The organism is Geopseudomonas aromaticivorans, from assembly GCF_019097855.1.
GTDB classification, from domain to species: domain Bacteria; phylum Pseudomonadota; class Gammaproteobacteria; order Pseudomonadales; family Pseudomonadaceae; genus Geopseudomonas; species Geopseudomonas aromaticivorans.
Genome location: NZ_JAHRGL010000019.1, coordinates 196,022 through 215,158 on the forward strand (window position 1 = coordinate 196,022; position 19,137 = coordinate 215,158).

Here is a 19,137-nt window from a genome sequence, read left to right on the forward strand (position 1 = left end):
CGCGGGAGCGTGGGAACGATCAGCGCGGGGGCGTAGGGGCGATCGGAGGTTTGTAGTGGAGCGGGTCGCAAATGAATTTGCTCCTACATGGGGAGCACATTCGTTTGTGAGCCGGGTTGTTCCCTCTTCCCTGTCCCCTCTCCCGCGGCGGGAGAGGGGACAGGGAGGGGATAGGAGGCTGCGCTTATCTGGCTTTACGCTTTTTGGGCGTCGTTGCTGTAGCCGTAGTAGTCGTAGTAGCCGCCGTAGCTGTAGCCCTGCTTCTGTGCCTTCTTGATGTCGACCTGGTTGAGGATGACACCGGTGACCGGGGCGTTGTTCTGCAGCAGTTGGCCGACGCCTTTTTGCGCCAGCGGGATCGGCGTGGCTTCGGACTTGATCACGTAGAGCAGCGCATTGGCGTGAGTGGCCAGAACGGTGGCGTCGCTGACCGCATGGGTCGGCGGGGAGTCGATGACGACGCGGTCGTACTGGCTGCGCAGAAGCTCGATGACCTTCTCGAAGCGTGCCGAGGACAGCAGTTCCAGCGGGTTGGGCGGTACGGCGCCGGCGCTGAGCATGTCGATGCCTTCGACGTGCTTGATGCAGTCTTCCAGCTTGGCGGTGCCGGCGATCAGGTTGGCCAGGCCCGGGGTGCCGACCGCGAAGTCGAAGTTCTTCGCCAGGGTCGGGCGACGCATGTCGGCGTCGATCAGCAGCACCTTTTCCATCTGGCCGAGGGCGATGGCCAGGTTCGCGGACACCGTACTCTTGCCCTCGCCGGGGACCGAGGAGGTGATCACCAGGATCTTGTGCGGCTCGTCCATGCCGGACAGCACCACGCCGGTGCGGATGGTACGCATCGACTCGCTGAAGCTCCTGTCGCCGTTGCTGCTGAACATGTGGGCGACTTCACCGCGCTGCTTGTCCTTGATCAGCGGCAGGATGCCCAGGACCGGCAGGTTGAGCTTGCTTTCGATCTGCTCGGTGCTCTTGAAGGTGTTGTTCAGTGCTTCGATCAGCAGGGTCAGGCCGGCGCCGACGAACAGGGCGAGCAGGCCGGCGATGGCGACGATCAGGCTCTTCTTCGGTTTGACCGGCGCGCTTGGCACGACGGCCTGGTCGACCACGCGGGCGTTGGCGCTTTCCAGGTCGGAGGTGGCGGCGGTTTCCTTCAGGCGAGTCATGAAGGTGTCGTACAGGGCGCGGTTGGCATCCACCTCGCGCTGCAGTTCACGCAGCTTGAACTCCTTGCGGGAAATATCCTGGATCTGCGACTTGTTGGCGTTGAACGAGGCTTGCAGCGAGCTTTCGTTGGCGACGGCGAGCTGATAGTTGCGCTCGATACCGGCGACGATCTGTTCGACCTGGCCGCGCAGGCTGCCGGAGGCGGCGCTGAGGTCGGAGCGCGCGGCTTCCATGGCTGGGTGACGGGCGCCGTAGCGCTTGGACAGTTCGTCGACCTTGGCGCGGGCCTTGGCTTCGTCGGCCTTGAACTGCTGGATCAGCGGGTGGCCGAGGACGGCGGGGATGGTGGCGAGCTTTTCCCAGCCGCCGTCACGCATTGCCTGCACCTGGCGGTACTGGCTTTCCGCTTCGGCGCGCTGGCGACGAGCGTCGATCATGCGGTTGCCGGTCTGCGACAGTTCGGCTGCGCTGATGGTGGACACGCCGTCGACGTCGACCAGGTTTTCCTTCTCGCGGAAGGCCTGCAGGCGGTCTTCTGCCTTCTTCAGTGTGTTGCGCAGCTCACCGAGGCGGCTGTTCATCCAGTTGGTGGCGGTCAGCGACATGTCCATGGTCGCTTCCATCTGGCTTTCGATGAAACCGTTGGCTAGGGCGTTGGCGGCCTTGGCGGCCATGCGGGCGTCGGCCATCTCGACCTCGACGCGGACCAGCTGGCTCTTGCCTTGCGGAACGATGCTGACTTGCTCCATGAAGGCTTTGGTGACATCGTCGAGAATCTGCGCTTCGGTCGGGTCGACGCCTTCTTCGAGGTCTTCCGGCAGGGTGGCGGGCACGACCTGGTTGACGTTGAAGTTGGCGAGCAGGCCCTTGATGTCGATCAGCGGTTCGGGTTGCTGGCGCGGGTCGAACTCGGGGTGAGTGGTCAGGTTGAGCTGCTTGACCACGCGCTCGGCGAGGGCGCGCGACTTGAGCAGTTCGAACTGGGTCTGCAGGTATTCGTTGCCGGTACCTTCGAGGCCGTAGACCTGTTCGATCGAGACCACCTTGGCGGCCTGCTGTTCGATCAGCAGGGTGGCGCCGGCGCGGTAGATGGGGGTAAGGCTGAGGACCGCGAGGATCGCGACCAGTACCACCACCACGAACAGCGAGAGGATGCTCCACTTGCGGCGCCAGAGAGTCTGCCACAGTTGCAGTAGGTCGATCTCGTCGTCGTCGTCATCCTGGCGCTGGGCGATCAGGTTGCGCTCGTTAATCTGGGCGTTGCTTTCCATTATTTAAAAGAAACCCTGGTCAATGGTAATGGTGTCGCCGGGCATCACGACGGTGTCGAGCGTGGCTTTTTCGGGAGTGCGGCTGGCGTCCTGGTCACGGATGATGGTGATGCGACCTTCGGAGGCACGCTCAGTCAGACCGCCGGCCAGGGCAGCGGCGCGGCGCAAGGTCAGGCCGGGCTGGAACGGGTAGCCGCCGGGCTTTTGCACTTCGCCGCTGATGAAGAATTCGCGGTAGGTGAGCACGCTGACCGAGACGCGCGGGTCGACCAGGTAGTCGCCCTTCAGGCTTTCGGTGAGCAGTTGCTCGATTTCGGCGGCGGTCTTGCCCTTGGCGCGGACGTCGCCGATGAAGGGATAGGAGAAGATGCCGGCATCGTTGAGGCGGATTTCCTCGATGCTGAGATCCTTTTCACCGAAGACGTTGATGCGGATGACGTCGCCCGAGGCCAGTTTGTAGGTAGAGGCGTTTTCTGCCTGGGCGGAAGCGTTACCCAGCAAGAAGCAAAGCATCAAGCTGAAAAAATAGCGGAATAGCATATATCTTAAGTTCTCGGTGGATTTTCAAGTGTCTGAAGGAGAGTAAGCCGATTTTTCAGTGCTGCAGGATCGCCAGAGCCCTTGCAGCCCGTGGGCTTGAGCTGCCCAGGGCTGCGGAAAGGTCGAAATACTTCTCTTCGAATACTTATTGGCAGTGGCGTGTGTCGCGAGAGCCTCACGCGTTGCTCGGTAGATTCCGACTCACAGGCTGGCGTTGATGGTCAGCGCATAAATGTTGCGTTCATAGCTCTCGCTATTCACGTCCGAATCGTTTTCGCTGTACTTGTAGCCCAGGCCAATATCCAGCCAGCGGCGCATCTCATAGGTCAGGCCGAGGCCGATATTGTTGAGTTTGTCTTCGCGATTGCTGTCCAGATACTCAAGATCCATGCGCGTGTAGCTCAGGTCCGAGTAAAGGTGCTCTATCCAGTAGTGCTTCCAGCCCAGGGTGGTGGTTTGCAGCTTTACGGCGCTGTCGTCGTTGGTGTTCCGAACGGTTGTGTCGGTACCGTCGCCAATGGTGCCTACGCTGTTGCTGCCTTCGTCAAATGCCCGGCGCGTGGTCAATCTGAAGGTGGAATAGGTGCGTGGCTTCCAGGTGGCGCCGACCTCCCACATGCCGGTAGAGGCAGTGTCGATGCCGGAGTTGTCGTAATCCTTCTGGCCACGGCCGACCTTGATGCTGCCGGAGGTCTTGGCGGTCGCGTCCCACGTTACGCCAGTCAGCAGGTCGATATTGGTGCTGCTGCTGTTGGTATCGCTGATGTAGTCATAGTCGGTATGACGAGCTTCGAGCAGCAGCCGGGTGTCCGGTGCTACACGATAGTAAAAGGTGCTGCGCAGGGCGGTGGTGTCACGCTCCTCGTCATCGTTCAGATGATTGCTGTTGCTATAGCGCAGTTCGTCATAGTTGGCGCCGAGGTCGATTTGCGCGCGAGCGGTGCGGGCGCCGTAAGTGTAAACGCCGCCGATGGTTTTACTGTTGTATTGGTCGTTTTCCTGGTTTTGGTTCAGCGTGGCTGTTTCTTCGATATCGCGATAGCCAGCGTTCAGCTTGAGGCGATTTCGTGCGTTGAACTCAAGGTTGGATTCGGCGGTAAAGATATGATCGGTATTGTTGTCTTTCTGGCTTGAGTGAAAGGTGTCGCTGGATGCCGTGTAGTTAATTAGGTAACCACTTTTGTTGCCTTTGCCGGCGAGCGTGAAGCTCGGCGCTAGGGTGGTTATCCAGGAGGATTGCTCGTTGTTGTCGTCGGCGTGGAAGTTGTCGTCGTAAACTTCTTTGAGTTGCAGCGTTGGAATGAAAAGGGTGCTTTCGGTTAGCTTGATATATTGCGGCTCTATGGCCCAAGAAGTGATGCTGGCAGCCATGGCCAAGGTGGTTGCCGTTGCTGTCAAGGCATTCTTGGTAAGTTTTTTGCTCATCAGCTTGGTCCTCTTTTTTTGCCGCGAGGTACTTGCTTGGGAAGAGGTAACTGCCACAGCGAATGCTGTGGCAGTTGTTTTATCAGCTCGGGCTTGCAATGACGTTCGAGACGTTCTGCTTCGCTGCTTCCACAGCAGCAAGTGCTGCGTCAAGCAGTGCTTGTTGCTGTTGAGCTACTTGGGCTGCTTTTGCTTGAGCCTCGGCGACCTTTTGCTGGGCCTCCAGAACTTTTGCTTTAGCGGCTTCTACTGCGGCGAGGTTTTCTGCGGTCGCTTCCTTAGCTGCCAGCTTTTCAGCCTTGATGACTGCTTTTTCGGCCAGCTTGGTTGCTTTTTGTTCAGCCTTCAGTTCTTTCGTGGCCGCAACGGTTGCTGCTTTGGCTTGCTTCTTGACGACTGCAGCTGCTTTTTTCTCGGCTGCGAGTGCCAGTTTAGCAGCCTTGACGGCAGCCGCCTTGAGCGCCTTCTCCTCCTTCGGAGTCAGGGCTTGCTGGGTGGTTTCCACAGCGCTGGTGGTGGTGACGGTGGATTCCGCAGCAACGACCTGGCCGGCAGTCAGGGCGACCGCGAGGGAGAGCATGGTCAAGGTTTTTTTCATTGGGTATATCCTCATGTGGTACATCATTGTGACTTGTCGCAGAGTGCTGGAGATATCCGAACACCTCGCAAGCAGTGCGACGTGGGTGCATGCAAATCCGGAAGATCGCATACGCTCTCTAGTTACAGGGGTATGGTGACCGCCAGGATGGCTGGCTATCGTTCGGCTGGGGAGCCGGCGCTCTGACGGTACGATACCGCTCAAAATCTCGACTTGCGCTCTGGGTGCGGCGCGTAATTTCTATCGTCGCATCCGAGCTCATTGGTTTGCTGTGTGAATTGCCACATTCCGAGCATTGTGCCGGTAACGCTCATGCAAAGCACGGGCCAGTTGCGTTTTGGCGCCATCCTCGCCATGCACCAGGCGAATTTCGCTTGGCCAGTGGCGCATGCGGGTGACGAAGTTGATCAGTCCCTGTTGGTCGGCGTGCGCCGAATAGCCGCCGAGGGTCTCGATACCGGCGCGGATGTCGATGCGCTCGCCGTCCAGATCGACATAGCCGCCCTTGGGACCGTATTGCTGGATGATCTGGCCGGGTGTGCCTTTGGCCTGGTAGCCCACGAACAGCACGTTGTGGCGCCGGTCGCCGAGCATGGCCTTGAGGTAGTCGACGATGCGCCCCCCGCTGCACATACCGCTGGCCGCGATGACGATGGCCGGGCGTGCGCTGTCGGCCAGGTGGCGAACCATGCTCAGGTGGTCGCTGTGGCTGTCGACGGTGAGCAGGTTGCTGAACTTCAGCGGATTGCGGCCCTGGTTGACGCGCTTGAGTGCTTCCTTGTCCCAGAAGGGCTGCAGTTGCTGGTAGACCTCGGTGAAGCGGCTGGCCAGCGGGGAGTCGAGAATGATCGGCAGGTCGGGCCAGGGGGTTGTGTCGGCGGATTTGAGCTTCATCCGGTGGATGATGTCTTCCAGTTCGTACAGCAGTTCCTGGGTGCGGCCGATGCTGAAGGCGGGGATCAGTACCGTGCCGTTGTCGGCCAGAGCCTTTTCGATCACGCCCTGCAGGCGCTTGCGCCGGGTTGCGCGCGGTTCGTGAGTGCGGTCGCCGTAGGTGCTTTCCAGGATCAGGGTGTCGGCTGACCACGGGGACTTGGGGGCCGGCAGCAGCGGAGTGTGTGTCGATCCCAGGTCGCCGGAGAAGACGATGCGTTTTTTCTCGCCGCTCGCGCGGTAGTGCAGGTCGCACTCGACGTAGGCCGAGCCGAGGATGTGGCCGGCACGCTGCAGGCGGATGCGCGCGTGCAGTTGCGGGTTGTCGACTATGTTGAACCAGGTCTTGTAGGGCAATGCGATGGTGCGGGTTTCGATGAGCTTGAGGTAACGCTCGAGCAGCTTGGTATCGCGACTGATGCCGAGGCGGAAGGCGTCTTCCAGGACCAGCGGCAGCAGCTTGGCGGAGGGCTCGCTGCACAGGATCGGGCCTTTGAAGCCGGCAGCCAGCAGCTGCGGCAGGCGACCGATGTGATCGACATGCACATGGGTGGCGATCAGGGCCCTGATGTTGGCGGTTTCGAAGTCGATCTGTAGCTGGTTGGCGTTGTTGAGACCGTCGGCCGAGGTTTCCGCGCCCTGGAACAACCCACAGTCGATCAGCAGGCTATGCTGGTCATCCATCAGCAGCTGGTGGCAGGAGCCGGTGACACCGTGGGCGGCTCCGTGATGCAGGATTTGCGGGTAGGGCATGTGTTAGTCCATTAACAGTATGCGGTGAGGTTGGCGGGTTTCAGGCACGCTACCGCCCCAGGATTTTCCGTCAAGTCCTGAGAACGCGTTTCTAAATGCACGCCACTGACCGGTGTATGGATGCCATGCACCGGTCAGTGGCTGCTTGAATAGTAGGGAGAGGCGACGCGTGGGCGTTTTCCAGTCCCTGGAGTTGTTATTGCAGCTGGTCGAGATAAAGCGTTTATTGTGACGCTTGCCCCCGCCTTTTGTCTGTAAGCATTTTGCTACTCTTCGGCCTTGCGAATACTTGACAGCGGAGCCCGGACTTTCTGCTCGCGATGAAGGATGTTCATCAACAGTACTACGCGTTCGTTACCGTCCATGGACAGGAAAATGGCATCCAGTTCGGCGAAGGGGCCCTGGTTGATCCGCACCCTGTCGCCGGACTCGAGAAGCTGCTCGGGGAGGACGGCGCTGCAGCGCTGCTGCAAGCGTTCGATCAGGTCAGGGCTGACGGCGAGTGGCTGATTGCCGAAACCGACCACGCGGCTGACGCCACGGGTGGAGCGCAACGGCCCCCAGTTGTCGAGCTGGCTGAGCTGGATGAACAGATAGCCGGGGAACAGCGATTCCTCGACCATTTGTCGCAGGCCGCGCAACAGGCGTTCGCGGGTGTGCTGCGGGCGATAGCAGGTGTAGCCCTGGCGGAGCAGGTTTTCTTCGGCACGCTCGTCTTGCCGTGGCTTGCACTGGATCAGGTACCAAGCGCTCTTTTGACTGCACTGCGGCTGTTCGGGTGTGAGGCTGCTGCTCATGCGGTCTTTCGTCCTTGCCTTGCTAGCTGTACGCGCCATTCTGACAGACGTCGACACTACAAGTTCTGCACGAATTCTGCGACTTTTCCACGCCGGACCCCGTTGAAATCGTGGCGGCCAGACTGGGCCTGTGACGATGTGGGCGCCTTTTTTTGCCATCACTCCTGTGGTTTGGCAACGCTGAAAGCGCTGAATAATCAGTCATTTTCGTTCATTTTCTCTCTTTCCCGTCAACTTGCTCGTGAATGGGCAGGGTGTCGTTCGTTCGCGCGCCTGCTGGTTCTGTGTCGGTATTATGGCGTTTTTTGTGTTTGTTGCTTTTGATGGTGCCATATTGACGTAACGACGGCGAAGTTCCGCTGAGTGGGCTACCTTGCAATGAAGGCTCCACGGCTCAATGGGCAAAGGTGGTCTTTCATGAGTGGGCATCAAACCTCTGTGCGTCATCGTCTGTTGAAACTGCCCCCTGGCAACAAGCGCTTGCTGCAACTCCTGGCTGACGTACCGCTGATCTGGCTGGCGTTGTGGCTGGCCTTCTATGCGCGTCTGGATGATGCGAGTCAGATTCAGCCCTTTGCCAGCCATGCCTGGCTGTTCATCGCTGCCCCGGTCGTGGCTTTGCCGCTGTTCATTCGCCTGGGCATGTACCGGGCGGTGATGCGCCGCTTCGGTAACGATGCGCTGTTGACGATCGCCAAGGCGGTGACGTTTTCTGCGCTGCTGCTGACCGTGGTCATCTTGCTGTATGGCGAGACCACGGCGCTGCTTCCGCGCTCGGTGATCGTCAACTATTGGTTGCTGAGCCTGTTGCTGATCGGTGGTTTGCGCCTCGCCATGCGCCAATACTTCACCGGTGACTGGTACAACCTGAGCGATCACTCCTTCAAGCTCCAGCCTGGCCCGCCCAAGGTGGCGATCTACGGGGCCGGTTTGGCCGGCAACCAGTTGGCACATGCGCTGGGCATGGGACGCGCGCGGCGCCCGGTGGCCTTCATCGACGATGACCTGCAGCTGGCGCACAGGGTGATTGCTGGCTTGCCGGTATACCCGCCAAGCCAGCTCGATCGCATGTTGAAGGAAACCGGCGCCGAGGAGATCCTGCTGGCGATTCCGTCAGCGTCGCGCGCACGCCGTCGCGAGATTCTGGAAATACTCGAGGCCTATCCGCTGGCGGTGCGCACGATGCCGGATATCGCGGATCTGGCCAGCGGCCGGGTCAAGGTCGAGGATCTGAAGACCGTGGACATCGCTGATTTGCTCGGTCGTGACCCGGTGGCCCCCAAACCCGAGCTGCTGGAGCGTTGCATTCGTGGGCAAGTGGTGATGGTGACCGGCGCCGGAGGCTCCATCGGCTCCGAGCTGTGCCGGCAGATCCTGGATGGTGCACCCTCTGCACTGATCCTCTTCGATCACTCGGAGTTCAGCCTCTACACCATCCAGATCGAGCTGGAGCAGCGTATCCGCGACAAGAGGCTGCCCGTGCAACTGGTGCCGACCCTCGGCTCGGTCCGCTATCCGGTGCGGATGCTTGAGATCATGCAAAGCTGGAAAGTGGATACGGTGTATCACGCCGCGGCCTACAAGCATGTGCCGATGGTCGAACACAACGTCTCCGAAGGCGTGCTCAACAATACGCTGGGCACTCTGTATACCGCGCAGTCGGCCTTGCGTGCCGGGGTGCGTAACTTCGTGCTGATTTCTACCGACAAGGCGGTCCGTCCCACCAACGTGATGGGCAGTACCAAGCGTATGGCCGAACTGGTGCTGCAGGCTCTGGCCGGCGAGGGTTCGGTGCTGTTGTACGGCGAACCAGACCTGCCACCGCAGCCTAACCGCACCCGTTTCATCATGGTGCGCTTTGGCAACGTGCTGGGCTCGTCCGGCTCGGTGATTCCATTGTTTCGCGAGCAGATCAAGTGCGGTGGGCCAATCACCGTGACCCATCCGGAAATGACCCGCTACTTCATGACCATTCCGGAAGCGGCGCAACTGGTGATCCAGGCGGGGTCGATGGGGGACAGTGGGGACGTGTTTGTGCTGGACATGGGCGAACCGGTGAAGATTGCCCAGATGGCAGAGAGGATGGTGCATCTCTCGGGTTTGACGGTGCGTTCTGAGGCGAACCCGGACGGCGACATCGACATCGAGTTCTGCGGCCTGCGCCCCGGGGAGAAGTTATACGAGGAGTTGCTGATCGGCGACAACGTGTTGCCGACCGAACACCCGATGATCATGCGCGCCAACGAAGCCCACATGCCGTGGGAGGAACTGCAGGCGCTGATGGTCGAGATGGTCCAGTCGATCAAGCTGGACGATTACCAGCACGTACGCGATCTGCTGTGCCGGATTGTCAGCGGCTATACCCCGGATGCCGACGTCGACTGGTTGCATTCTCAGTGCGAGCCGGCACCGGCTGAAAAAACTGGCCGGGAGGTGATGATTGCCGGCGGTAATCGCCAGTAGCCGAGGGTAAACCTTTGTGTATTTCCCGCCGGCTCATCGACGGGATGTGGGCGGTCATTTTCAATGAAAAAGAAGTTTCTGCATTTCCTTCATTTGTGCATGGCCCTCATGGGGCTGTATGCGCTGGAGTTGCCGGCCGCTTCTCTCGACCTGGACCTGCCAATGAACGAAGTGCAGGCCAGGAGCATGCTTTCTCGCTTTGGCTACGGCCCAACACCACGCTCACTTTCGATGACCATCGGGCAGACACCTCGCCAATACCTGACTCGGGCAGTCGGGGAGGTTTCGACGTTGCCTGATCCCGTGGATGCACTGGCGGACAGGGTCGCCGGTGAACCGCTCGAATCCATCTGGGCACGTTACGGTCCCGGAGGCAGCGCGGTACCCCGCATGGGGAACACCGCAGACCGTATGGCGATGCAGCAGACTGTCGTCAATTATGGCCTCGCGCAGATCGAGGCCCGCTTGCTGACCATGGCGAATAGCGACAATCCTGGGCATGAGGCACTGCTGTCATTCTGGCTCAATCATTTTTCGGTGTTTGTCAGCAAGGGGCGCAACAGGCTACTGGTGGGTGACTACATCGACAGTCTGGCGCAGGCGATGCGGGAAGATTCCTTCGAGGCGCTGCTGCGCGCCAGTTTCTTCCACCCGGCGATGCAGATCTACCTCGACAACGAGCAGTCGCTGGCCCCCGAGTCGCGGCTCGGTCGCCATGCGATCAGCCGCGGCAGGCGGGTGGGCATCAACGAGAATCTGGCCCGCGAACTGTTGGAGCTGCACACCCTGGGCGTCGAGGGGGGCTACGACCAGCAGGACGTGCAGGAGCTGGCGCGGATCATCACCGGGGCCGACGTGCCGCGTGCCGACGAGAGCGAGGCGCAACTGGCCCGCTCCGGGGTGGTGCGCCGGGGCTTCTTCGAGTTCGATCCCCGCCGGCATGATTTCGGCGCCAAGCACTTTCTCGGCGCGGAGTTTCCGCCCGGCGAGGGCCTGGCCGAGATCGAGCGCGCCCTGCATCTGATGGCCCGCCATCCGGCGACCGCGCGGCATATCAGCCGCAAGCTGGCCCAGCGTTTTCTCGCCGACGAGCCGGACCCCGAGGTACTGGCGAGCATGGCCGCTGCCTTCGTGAAAACTGACGGAAGCATTTCGGCGACCCTGTTTGCCCTGTTCGAGTCGCCGGCCTTCCAGGCGTCCCTGCAGGCGCCAAACAAGTTCAAGGAGCCGCTCGACTATCTGCTGTCGGTGGCTCGGGTCGTTTGCGAGGATCAGCCCATTACCAATTCCCGCGCGTTGTTCGCGGCGGCCAGCGAGATGGGTCAATTGCCGATGCGGCGGACCACTCCCGATGGCTACGGGATGCTGGAAACCGATTGGCTGTCTCCGGTGACCATGACGGAGCGCATCCGCTTTGCCAGGGACGTTGCCCGGGGACGGGTGCCGTTCACAAGCCCCGAGAAGCCTGCCGGCTCGGGCCGGCAGCAGACCGAGGGGCAGGCCGAATGCCAGGCCGATCCGGAGCGGATCCAGAAGATGCTCGGCAGCACGCGTGACGCGACTCGGCGCTCGCTGCGGGGGCTTTCAACGGTCGAGAAGAGCGCCTTGCTGCTGTCCTCTCCCGAATTCATGAGGCGCTGACATGGCCATTGATCGACGTCTGTTCATCAAGGCTGTGCTGGCCATGGGGGGCTTGTCACTGGGCGGCTCCTGGGCCTGGGAAACTCGAGCCGAGGATAGCGGTCGCCTGATCGTCATTTTCCTGCGGGGCGGTCTCGACGGGCTGTTCGCCTTTTCCCCGGTCGCCGACTCCCAGCTCGCCTCGCTGAGGCCGACACTGGCCCGGACCGTGATTGAGCGGGGGATTCCCCTGGGCAGCAGTGGTTTCGCTGCCCATCCAGCCTGCGCTCCCCTGGCGGAGCTGTTCCAGACCGGCGAGCTGGCCTTCGCCCCCTGTGCGGGTAGCATCGATACCAGCCGCAGTCATTTTCTGGCGCAGGATATCTTCGAGCTGGGTACCGGCCGCACTCGCGGCGCCTCCGGATTCATGTCCAGGGCCGCCAGCGAGCTGGGTGGAGCCCAAGACAGCATCAGCTTCACCAGCGCAGTACCCCTGGCATTCCGTGGGACGGTGATGCCGGAAGTGGCCCAGTTCGGCACCAGCCGCTTCAACCTGCCCTCCGGTCGCTTTCTCGAGGCCATTCGCCAGACGCATGCCGGCGAGCCGAGCGGCGCGGCCCTGGAGCAGGCGATCGCCACCGAGGCAGCCATCGCCGCGGCGCTGGCCGAGGGGGCCATGGAGCGCGGCGCAGATCAAGGCGCCGCAGCCACATCCGGCTTTGCACGGGTGGCGCGCAACATGGCCAAGGTGTTGCGCCGCAATCCTCGCTTTAGCCTGGCATTCGTCGATATCGGGGGAATCGATACCCATGCCAATCAGGAGACCATCCTCGAACGTGCTCTTTCCAGTCTGAGCGAGGGGATCGTTGCCCTGCGCAGCGAGCTGGGCAGTGCCGAGTGGCAGAGGACGCAGGTGCTGGTGTGCAGCGAGTTCGGGCGTACCGTGCGGGAGAACGGCACGGGGGGCACCGATCATGGCCACGGGGGCCTGATGCTGCTGGCTGGCGGTGCGGTCCGCGGTGGCCGCATGCTGGGCGGGTTCGACGGCCTGAACGACACCCGCCTCAATGAGGGGCGCGACCTGCCGGTGAGTCTCGATTGGCGGGATGTGCTGGGTGGCGCCCTGCAGGCCAGCTTCGCTCTGGACGAGGCGGCCCTCGACCGGGTGTTCCCCGGTCGCCCGGGGCGGCGTCTGGAAAGCTGAATGCCTTAGCCGGCCTTCAGCGCCGGAAGACTTCCGGCATGATCTGGCTCAGGCGCTCCCCCAGGCGCCCGCTCAGGGCCAGCACATAGCGCGGGTTGAGGTGGTGACCGTCGCGGTACATCAGGAAATCGTGGGTGACGGTCAGGCACTGCTCGGCCGTGCACAGGAACTCGCTCATGTCGATCAGATGCAGGTTGTCGAGTTCACTCAGGTGCTCAAGGGCCGGATCCCAATCGGCCAGCGACTGCCCGCGCGGTTTGCTGCAGGCCAGTAGGTTGTCGCGGTGGCGCGCCACGCAGGTGGCCGGATCGAAGCCGAGCGAGGGGTTGTCGCGGATGCCGATCACCGGGATGCCCAGCTGCTCCAGGCGCTGCCACTGCTCGAGGTAAGCCTGCGGCACGTATTCGCGGGTCTTCGGGTGGGTGGTGGTGGTCGAGTTGGTGATCACTACCTGCGGGCGCAGCTCGGCCAGGGTGTCGATCAACTGGCGGTTCCACTCGAAGCAGGACGGGTGGCTGCCCTCGGTGGCACCGAACGGGCATTCCTTCTTGGTGATGTTGAGCACCTTCAGGCCATGGGCCTTGCCAATGCGGTCGAGCGCCGGCAGCCACTGGGTGGCGTGCGATCCACCGACCAGCGCCACTGTGGTGGTGGCCGAGGTATCGCCGTAGCTGCAGTAGACCACCTCGGCGCGGGTGATCTGTTGATGGCAGTTGCCCTGGTAGGAGGCCGGCAGGATGATCTTGGCGGTGATCAGGTGTGCCTGCGAGAGCTGGCCGGCGCTGATCTGCACCTCGGCGGGCGCGAAGTCTGCGGAGCCGGCCAGCGCGGCGTTGCTGCCCCGCTCATCGGCCACCACGTTGCGAATGTAGTACTTCCAGGTCGCGGCGCTGGCCAGCACCGGGCTGAGCAGCAGCAGGCCGATGGCATAGGGTACCCACACCCGTCGGGCGGCATATTTGTGGTTGCGGATCGGCTCCTCGACGAACCGGTGGGTCGCCATTGCCAGGGCTATCGCCAGGGCGATGATCAGCAGGCCCTGCAGCGGATCGAGGTGACTGGTGCCCAGGTATTCCAGGGCGAACGCCAGCAGTGGCCAGTGCCACAGATAGACGCCGAAGGAAATCCTGCCGAGCCCTGCCAGGTGCCGATTGGCCAGCCAGCGGCTGGCAACCGATGGTTGCGTGCCGCTGCCGGTGACGATCAGCATCACGGCGGCGGTGACCGGGATCAGCGCGATGTAACCGGGGAACTGGCTGCCCTGCGGAGCCAGCAGGCCGAACAGCAGCAGCGTGGCCAGACCGAGCAGACCGAACAGGTTGCGCAGTCCCCGCCCCAGATGGATGCGTGGAAGCAGCAGGGCGAGCAGCGCCCCGGTGAAAAACTCCCAGACCCGTGCCGCAGGGTTGAAGTAGCTGGACACCGGTTCGCGAGCGGTTTCGACGATTGAGTAGAGCAGGGACGCCAGGGCCACCAGGCCGACGCCCACCAGCAGCGGCTTGCGCGAGGGGGCGCCCATCTTGCGGCCCAACCACAGGGCCAGCATCAGCACCGGTGGCAGCAGGAGATAGAACTGCACCTGAGTGGATAGTGCCCAGAACTGCTGGACCGGGCTGGGCGGCAGCTCGCGGGCCAGGTAGTCGACCGACCTGCGCATCAGCTCGAGATTTTCCAGGTTGAGCGCGCTGAACAGGGTTTCCTGGATCAGTTGGCTCCACAGCGGCTCGGGGACGATGAAGTAGCCGGCGATCAGGGTGAACAGCAGCACCGTGCAGGCGCTGGGGACGATGCGTTTGATCAGGTTGCCCCAGAAGACCAGCGGCCTGATCCGGTCGTGCTGTTGGATCTGGCGGATCAGCACACCGGTCATCAGGAAGCCGGAGATCACGAAGAACACATCCACGCCACCGGACACCTTGCTCATCCAGATGTGGTACACGGCGATCATGATCGCGCTGATGGCCCGGATGCCCTGGATATCGTCGCGATAGGCGTTCTGCGTGGACGCGCCGGCCAGCACGGCACTGTCCTCGGTCCATTTCATCGTTGCGCTGGGTCTGCTCTTGAACATGGCTAACCTCTGGGATGACTTCTGCACGAGCGGCAGGGGGGCGCCAGTCCTTTCTCTCGGCGCGCGATGCCGTCAGTAGGCGGCTTCGTCCATGACTGCGGCGAGCACCGCGCAGGTCTTGTCGATTTCCGCATCGGTCAGCGTCGGGTGGACGAGGAGCATCAGGCTGGTTTCGCCCAGTTCGCGGGCCACTGGCAGGCGTTCGGCCGGGCGCAAGCTGGTGTTGTCGAATGCTTTTTCCAGGTAGACCTCTGAGCAGGAGCCGTAGAAGCAGGGCACGCCGCGCGCGTTGATCTCGCTGAGGATACGATCGCGGTCCCAGCCGGCTGCCAGCTGTTGGGGCTCGGCGAACAGATAGCACTTGTAGGCGGCGTGGACGATGTTGGCGGGAATGCTGGGGGTGCGCAGGCCGCGCAGCTGGCGGGCGCAGTCCCAGATGCGCTCGGCGTTGGCCAGGCGTCGGGCATGCCAGGCGTTGAGGCGGCGCAGCTGGATCCGGCCGATCACCGCCTGCACTTCCATCATCCGCCAGTTGGTGCCGAAGCGCTCGTGCAGCCAGCGGAAGCCGGGGGTGGAATGCGGCTGGTGCACCGCCTCCCAGCTCTTGCCGTGGTCCTTGAGAGACCACATGGTCGACCACAGCTCATGGCTGTTGGTAGTGACCATGCCGCCCTCGCCGCCGGTGCTGATGATCTTGTCCTGGCAGAACGACCAAGCGCCGACATGGCCAATCGTACCGACCGAGCGGCCCTTGTACTGGGCGCCGTGGGCTTGGGCGCAATCCTCGATCACCTTGAGGTCGCGCTCGGCGGCCAGTGCCATGATCGGGTCCATGTCGCACGGCCAGCCGGCCAGGTGCACGCAGACCACCGCGCGCGTGCGCGGCGTCAGGACGGCGCGGATGGTCTCGGCAGTGATGTTCTGCGACTCGCGGTCCACCTCGGCGAACACCGGCACCGCACCGGCGTTGACGATGCTGGACACCGAGGCGAGGAAGGTGCGCGGGGTCACCACCACTTCATCGCCCGCGCCGATGCCGAGCGCCTTGAGCGCCACGTCGAGGGCCACGGTGCCGTTCTCCAGGGCGATGGCGTATTCGACGCCGGCCCATTCGGCAAACTCCTTCTCGAACTGGTGGCATTCCTCGCCGGTCCAGTAGTTGACCTTGTTGGACAGAATGACATCGCGTACCGCATTTGCCTCTTCTTCCGTGAAGCATGGCCAAGGTGAAAAACTGGTATTCAACATGATGACCTGCTCCGCAATATTGTATTGAACGGTGTGCCGGATTCGTGTTCGTGGTTTGTGTCGGATAAAGATGCTGAAACCCTGAAGGTGCTCCTCTCGGTTGGTTGCTTTGCCTATGGATGAGAGTGCTTGCGAAGCGAAAACTTGCTTCTTCGGGCAAGGCGAGGGTAGGGCTGCTAAGGGGCGAATGGCTATTTCGCCCCGCTCCTCACCCAGTTGCCGAGGTATTCGAACAGCGTCGGATGCGACCACAGCATGGAGGGCATGACTCCGGGCTTGACCTGAATCTGGTGGTGTCGAATATCGTCGAGGGCGGCCTCGATCAGGGGGATGGCCCTGGCCATCTGGTGGATGGGGTAGGTGTTGAAGTTGTCGCGGCTTTCCGGGTGAATGATGTCCTGGTAGAGCACGCCGCCGGTATCTATGCCCGGGTCGATCAGGTGCACGGTAACCCCGCAGTTTTCCCGGTCGCCCCGGGCCAGTGCCCAGTAGCCACCGTGCACGCCGCGATAGCGGGGGGTGATACCCATGTGGGTGTTGATCACCGGACAGGCGATGGCGGACAGGATGCTGGCAGCAATGATTCGGGTGCCGTTGACGAGCACTACGTCGGGCCTGGCCGCCGCCAGCAGGTCGATGGTTTCAGGGTTGTTGATGCTGTCGACCCGGCTGGGGACCTCTGCGGGAAACGGGGCATCGCTGATGTCGTAGTCCGTCATCAGTTGGCGGATGCGTTCGGCGGAGGCCCGGCTGTGCAGCCGGTTGTAGACCATGAACAGCAGTTGCCCGGCGACCCTGGCCGCGCCCAGCTTTCTGACCCTGCCGCGCAGCAGTGCGAGTGCCGGGGGGCTGTTCTCGAGAATGACGCACGCGATCTGCACACCGGGGAGTGTTGCCAGGCTGTTGTAGAGGATGCGCGAGGAGCGTCCGTTGCCGCACAGCATGGCGACCCGGATCTGGGGGCTTTCCATCAGCTGTTCCCAAGCCGGCAGATCTCGCCCATGTTCAGCGAGCGCATGCCGTAGCGTCTGTTCAGGTCGCGGTAGTGTTCGGCGATCCTGGTCAGGAAATGGATGTTCTGGAAGGTGTTGGTGCCGAAATTGTGGGGGTGCCACCAGAGATGGAACAGCTTGCCGTGGATGGCGGCGTCGCTCATGGCAGCCTTGATGCGGCGCAGGCGCAGCCACTCGAAGCGTGCCAGCGATTTCGAATAGGGACGCAGGAAGCGGCTGGCCGGGAAGTTGAACGGCTGCTCCCGCAGGCACTCGGCGATTCGATAGGTATTGTGCCCGGATAGGTTCAGGTAGGCATCGAGCAGGCGCAGGGCGCGTTGCAGACGGGTTTCCTGGGCGTCCGCGCGGGCCTGGTAGATCCAGCTGCGTTCGTTGCCGCGAAAGCAGCGGATGCCAAGCTGGCTCAGGGTGGCCAGATAATCCCGGCTCCACTGGTTGCGCGGGAAAACAATGCTGTCCATGCGCAGCCCCCTGGCCCGGGCCGTGGCGACGGCGGCGCTGATGTCCGCGGCGAACTGCTCTAGGGTCTGGCCCTGCTCCAGGCAGTAATAGTGGGAGAAGGTGTGGGTACCGATCTCCTGCCCGGCACAGGCTTCGATCATGTCCAGCAGGTCGGGAGCGAAATGGTAGGTTGCTTCCAGGCAGTCGCTCGACTGGATGTAGGGATAGGGTGAGAGCACGGTCTGCGCGTAGCTGGGCAGGAGACGGGGCAGGTTCTGCATCAGGCTTTCCCGGCTGTCGAAGAACAGGAAGCCCACCGTTGCCCAGGTCGCGTGTACGTCGTGATCGCGGAACACCTGCAGCATCGCGGGCACGGCCTGCCTGACGCCGAGCAGGTTGTGCCGATATTGCTCGATGCTCCGCTTGTCCCTGACGCCCCAGTACAGCTCGAAGTCGAGCGATACGGTGAAGATTCCATGTGGCATGGCAGTCTCCCAGTCTTGCAGATGCCGCTGTCAATCGCCTGTAGGTCTGGCCAGGCGGGCTCAGTGGAGTGGCGCCCGGTATCTGGGGAAGTAGCTGGTTTCCACGGCGACGCTGTCGGAGAGCCGCTGGTATTCGTCGGGGTTGATCACCTTGCGGATCAGGCGAAAGTCGCTGGTCTTGCTGGAAAAACCGGCCTTGAAGCGGAACAGGGAGTCTTCTTGGCTGCCATGGCCGCCACCGAGGCAGAAATGCTTGTAACCCATGCGGCAGGCATCCTTTCGCACCGTATCGAACATCAGCTTGGTCGGCGCCAGATGGGCGAAGCCCGGAGCCGTGCCGCCGAGGTGGTATTGCACGAACTGTCCGCAGAACACGAAGATGCCGCTGCAGATCACCCTGTCCCCGAGGGTGCAGGAATAGATGCGGGTATCGAAGGACCTGGCCGCCAGCAGCCCCTGGTAGTAGCTCTTCGGGAAGAAGTAATAGGGCGCGGCTTCGACCGCGTGCATGGTCGCCTCGTAGTTGGCCACGAAGTCGGCCAGGCTGTGCGCCGAACTGCTCGACTGGCAGATCACTCCGAGCTGTTCCAGCCTGCCGATGTCTCGCCTGTGGTTGGTACGGTACTCGTTGCGCTGCTCCTGCTCGGAGCGGTCGAGGGGGATGATGACGACACGGCCGCAGGGGGAGTAGGCGTCCTCGCCGAGGATCTCTGGGGTAAGGAGGGGGTGGCAGCGGGAGAACAGGCTGACATAGCCCCGTTGGAACAGGTGCGAGAGCAGGGCATCCCAGAGGCCAGGCACCTCATCGCGATTGAGCAGCCCATAGGCCAGCGGCGAGGGGTAGCCGTAGACCGAGCCCAGGTCGCGCAGCGACGAACCCGCGATAGGGCGCGACAGCAGGGGGAAGAGCACGCCGCCCTGTTGTGCGCGCACCTCGAACAGCAGCGGCTCGCCTTCGCCGTTCTGACGCGAGATCTGGTGGAAATCCCAGGTGTGATAGAAGTCGTGGCGGGATGCCTTTAACAGCGCTTCCTCCCAGTCGTTCTTGCTGGTGAGCTCGTTGATCTTCATGGCGTGCTGGTTCCAGGCTGAGAGGTCGGAGCGTTCG

General features: G+C 62.3%; 14 protein-coding genes. 3 read left to right on the forward strand and 11 right to left on the reverse strand.

All coding sequences use genetic code 11. From position 1 onward, the window contains the following. Window positions 1-194: 194 nt before the first annotated feature. From KRX52_RS09090 to rfaH, 6 genes are all read right to left on the reverse strand, one after another. Window positions 195-2,438 carry a GumC family protein gene (locus KRX52_RS09090; RefSeq protein ID WP_217681418.1) on the reverse strand — a complete coding sequence of 748 codons (2,244 nt, stop codon included), beginning with the start codon at window positions 2,436-2,438 and terminating at the stop codon, window positions 195-197. A gap of 3 nt (window positions 2,439-2,441) precedes the next feature. Next, the gene (locus KRX52_RS09095) at window positions 2,442-2,978 is read right to left on the reverse strand and encodes a polysaccharide biosynthesis/export family protein (protein ID WP_217681419.1); all 537 of its coding nucleotides are present in this window, start codon (window positions 2,976-2,978) and stop codon (window positions 2,442-2,444) included. 201 nt (window positions 2,979-3,179) lie between these two features. After that, window positions 3,180-4,403, reverse strand: a complete 1,224-nt coding sequence (locus KRX52_RS09100; protein ID WP_217681420.1) for an outer membrane beta-barrel protein — start codon at window positions 4,401-4,403, stop codon at window positions 3,180-3,182. An 82-nt stretch (window positions 4,404-4,485) separates the two neighbouring features. Beyond that, window positions 4,486-5,001 carry a hypothetical protein gene (locus KRX52_RS09105; protein WP_217681421.1) on the reverse strand — a complete coding sequence of 172 codons (516 nt, stop codon included), beginning with the start codon at window positions 4,999-5,001 and terminating at the stop codon, window positions 4,486-4,488. Window positions 5,002-5,259: 258 nt separating this feature from the next. Further along, the gene (locus KRX52_RS09110) at window positions 5,260-6,687 is read right to left on the reverse strand and encodes an MBL fold metallo-hydrolase RNA specificity domain-containing protein (RefSeq protein WP_217681422.1); all 1,428 of its coding nucleotides are present in this window, start codon (window positions 6,685-6,687) and stop codon (window positions 5,260-5,262) included. A 266-nt stretch (window positions 6,688-6,953) separates the two neighbouring features. Continuing rightward, window positions 6,954-7,484: a transcription/translation regulatory transformer protein RfaH gene (gene rfaH / locus KRX52_RS09115; protein WP_217681423.1), complete on the reverse strand. Its 531-nt coding sequence runs from the start codon at window positions 7,482-7,484 to the stop codon at window positions 6,954-6,956. A gap of 417 nt (window positions 7,485-7,901) precedes the next feature. Between rfaH and KRX52_RS09120 the strand changes: the two genes are divergently transcribed. The 3 genes from KRX52_RS09120 (at window position 7,902) to KRX52_RS09130 (ending at window position 12,771) form a co-directional block, all read left to right on the forward strand. Further along, window positions 7,902-9,947, forward strand: coding sequence for a polysaccharide biosynthesis protein (locus KRX52_RS09120; protein ID WP_217681424.1), 2,046 nt, complete (start codon window positions 7,902-7,904; stop codon window positions 9,945-9,947). A 63-nt stretch (window positions 9,948-10,010) separates the two neighbouring features. Beyond that, window positions 10,011-11,588, forward strand: a complete 1,578-nt coding sequence (locus tag KRX52_RS09125; protein WP_217681425.1) for a DUF1800 domain-containing protein — start codon at window positions 10,011-10,013, stop codon at window positions 11,586-11,588. Window position 11,589: 1 nt separating this feature from the next. Beyond that, entirely contained in the window at window positions 11,590-12,771 is a 1,182-nt protein-coding gene (locus KRX52_RS09130; RefSeq protein ID WP_217681426.1) for a DUF1501 domain-containing protein, read from the forward strand. 16 nt (window positions 12,772-12,787) lie between these two features. Here KRX52_RS09130 and KRX52_RS09135 read toward each other — a convergent pair whose 3' ends face one another. From KRX52_RS09135 to KRX52_RS09155, 5 genes are all read right to left on the reverse strand, one after another. Then, window positions 12,788-14,842, reverse strand: a complete 2,055-nt coding sequence (locus tag KRX52_RS09135; protein WP_217681427.1) for an acyltransferase family protein — start codon at window positions 14,840-14,842, stop codon at window positions 12,788-12,790. 72 nt (window positions 14,843-14,914) lie between these two features. Further along, a complete protein-coding gene (locus tag KRX52_RS09140; RefSeq protein WP_217681428.1) occupies window positions 14,915-16,090 on the reverse strand; it encodes a DegT/DnrJ/EryC1/StrS family aminotransferase in 1,176 nt (391 codons plus the stop codon). Between the two features lie 191 nt (window positions 16,091-16,281). Continuing rightward, window positions 16,282-17,061 carry a formyl transferase gene (locus KRX52_RS09145; RefSeq protein ID WP_217681429.1) on the reverse strand — a complete coding sequence of 260 codons (780 nt, stop codon included), beginning with the start codon at window positions 17,059-17,061 and terminating at the stop codon, window positions 16,282-16,284. After that, window positions 17,061-18,029, reverse strand: a complete 969-nt coding sequence (locus KRX52_RS09150; protein ID WP_217681430.1) for a polysaccharide deacetylase family protein — start codon at window positions 18,027-18,029, stop codon at window positions 17,061-17,063. Before KRX52_RS09150 ends, KRX52_RS09145 begins: the two co-directional genes overlap by 1 nt. 60 nt (window positions 18,030-18,089) lie before the next feature. Continuing rightward, on the reverse strand, window positions 18,090-19,100 hold the full coding sequence (locus KRX52_RS09155; RefSeq protein WP_217681431.1) for a GNAT family N-acetyltransferase: 1,011 nt from the start codon (window positions 19,098-19,100) through the stop codon (window positions 18,090-18,092). Window positions 19,101-19,137 lie beyond the last annotated feature (37 nt).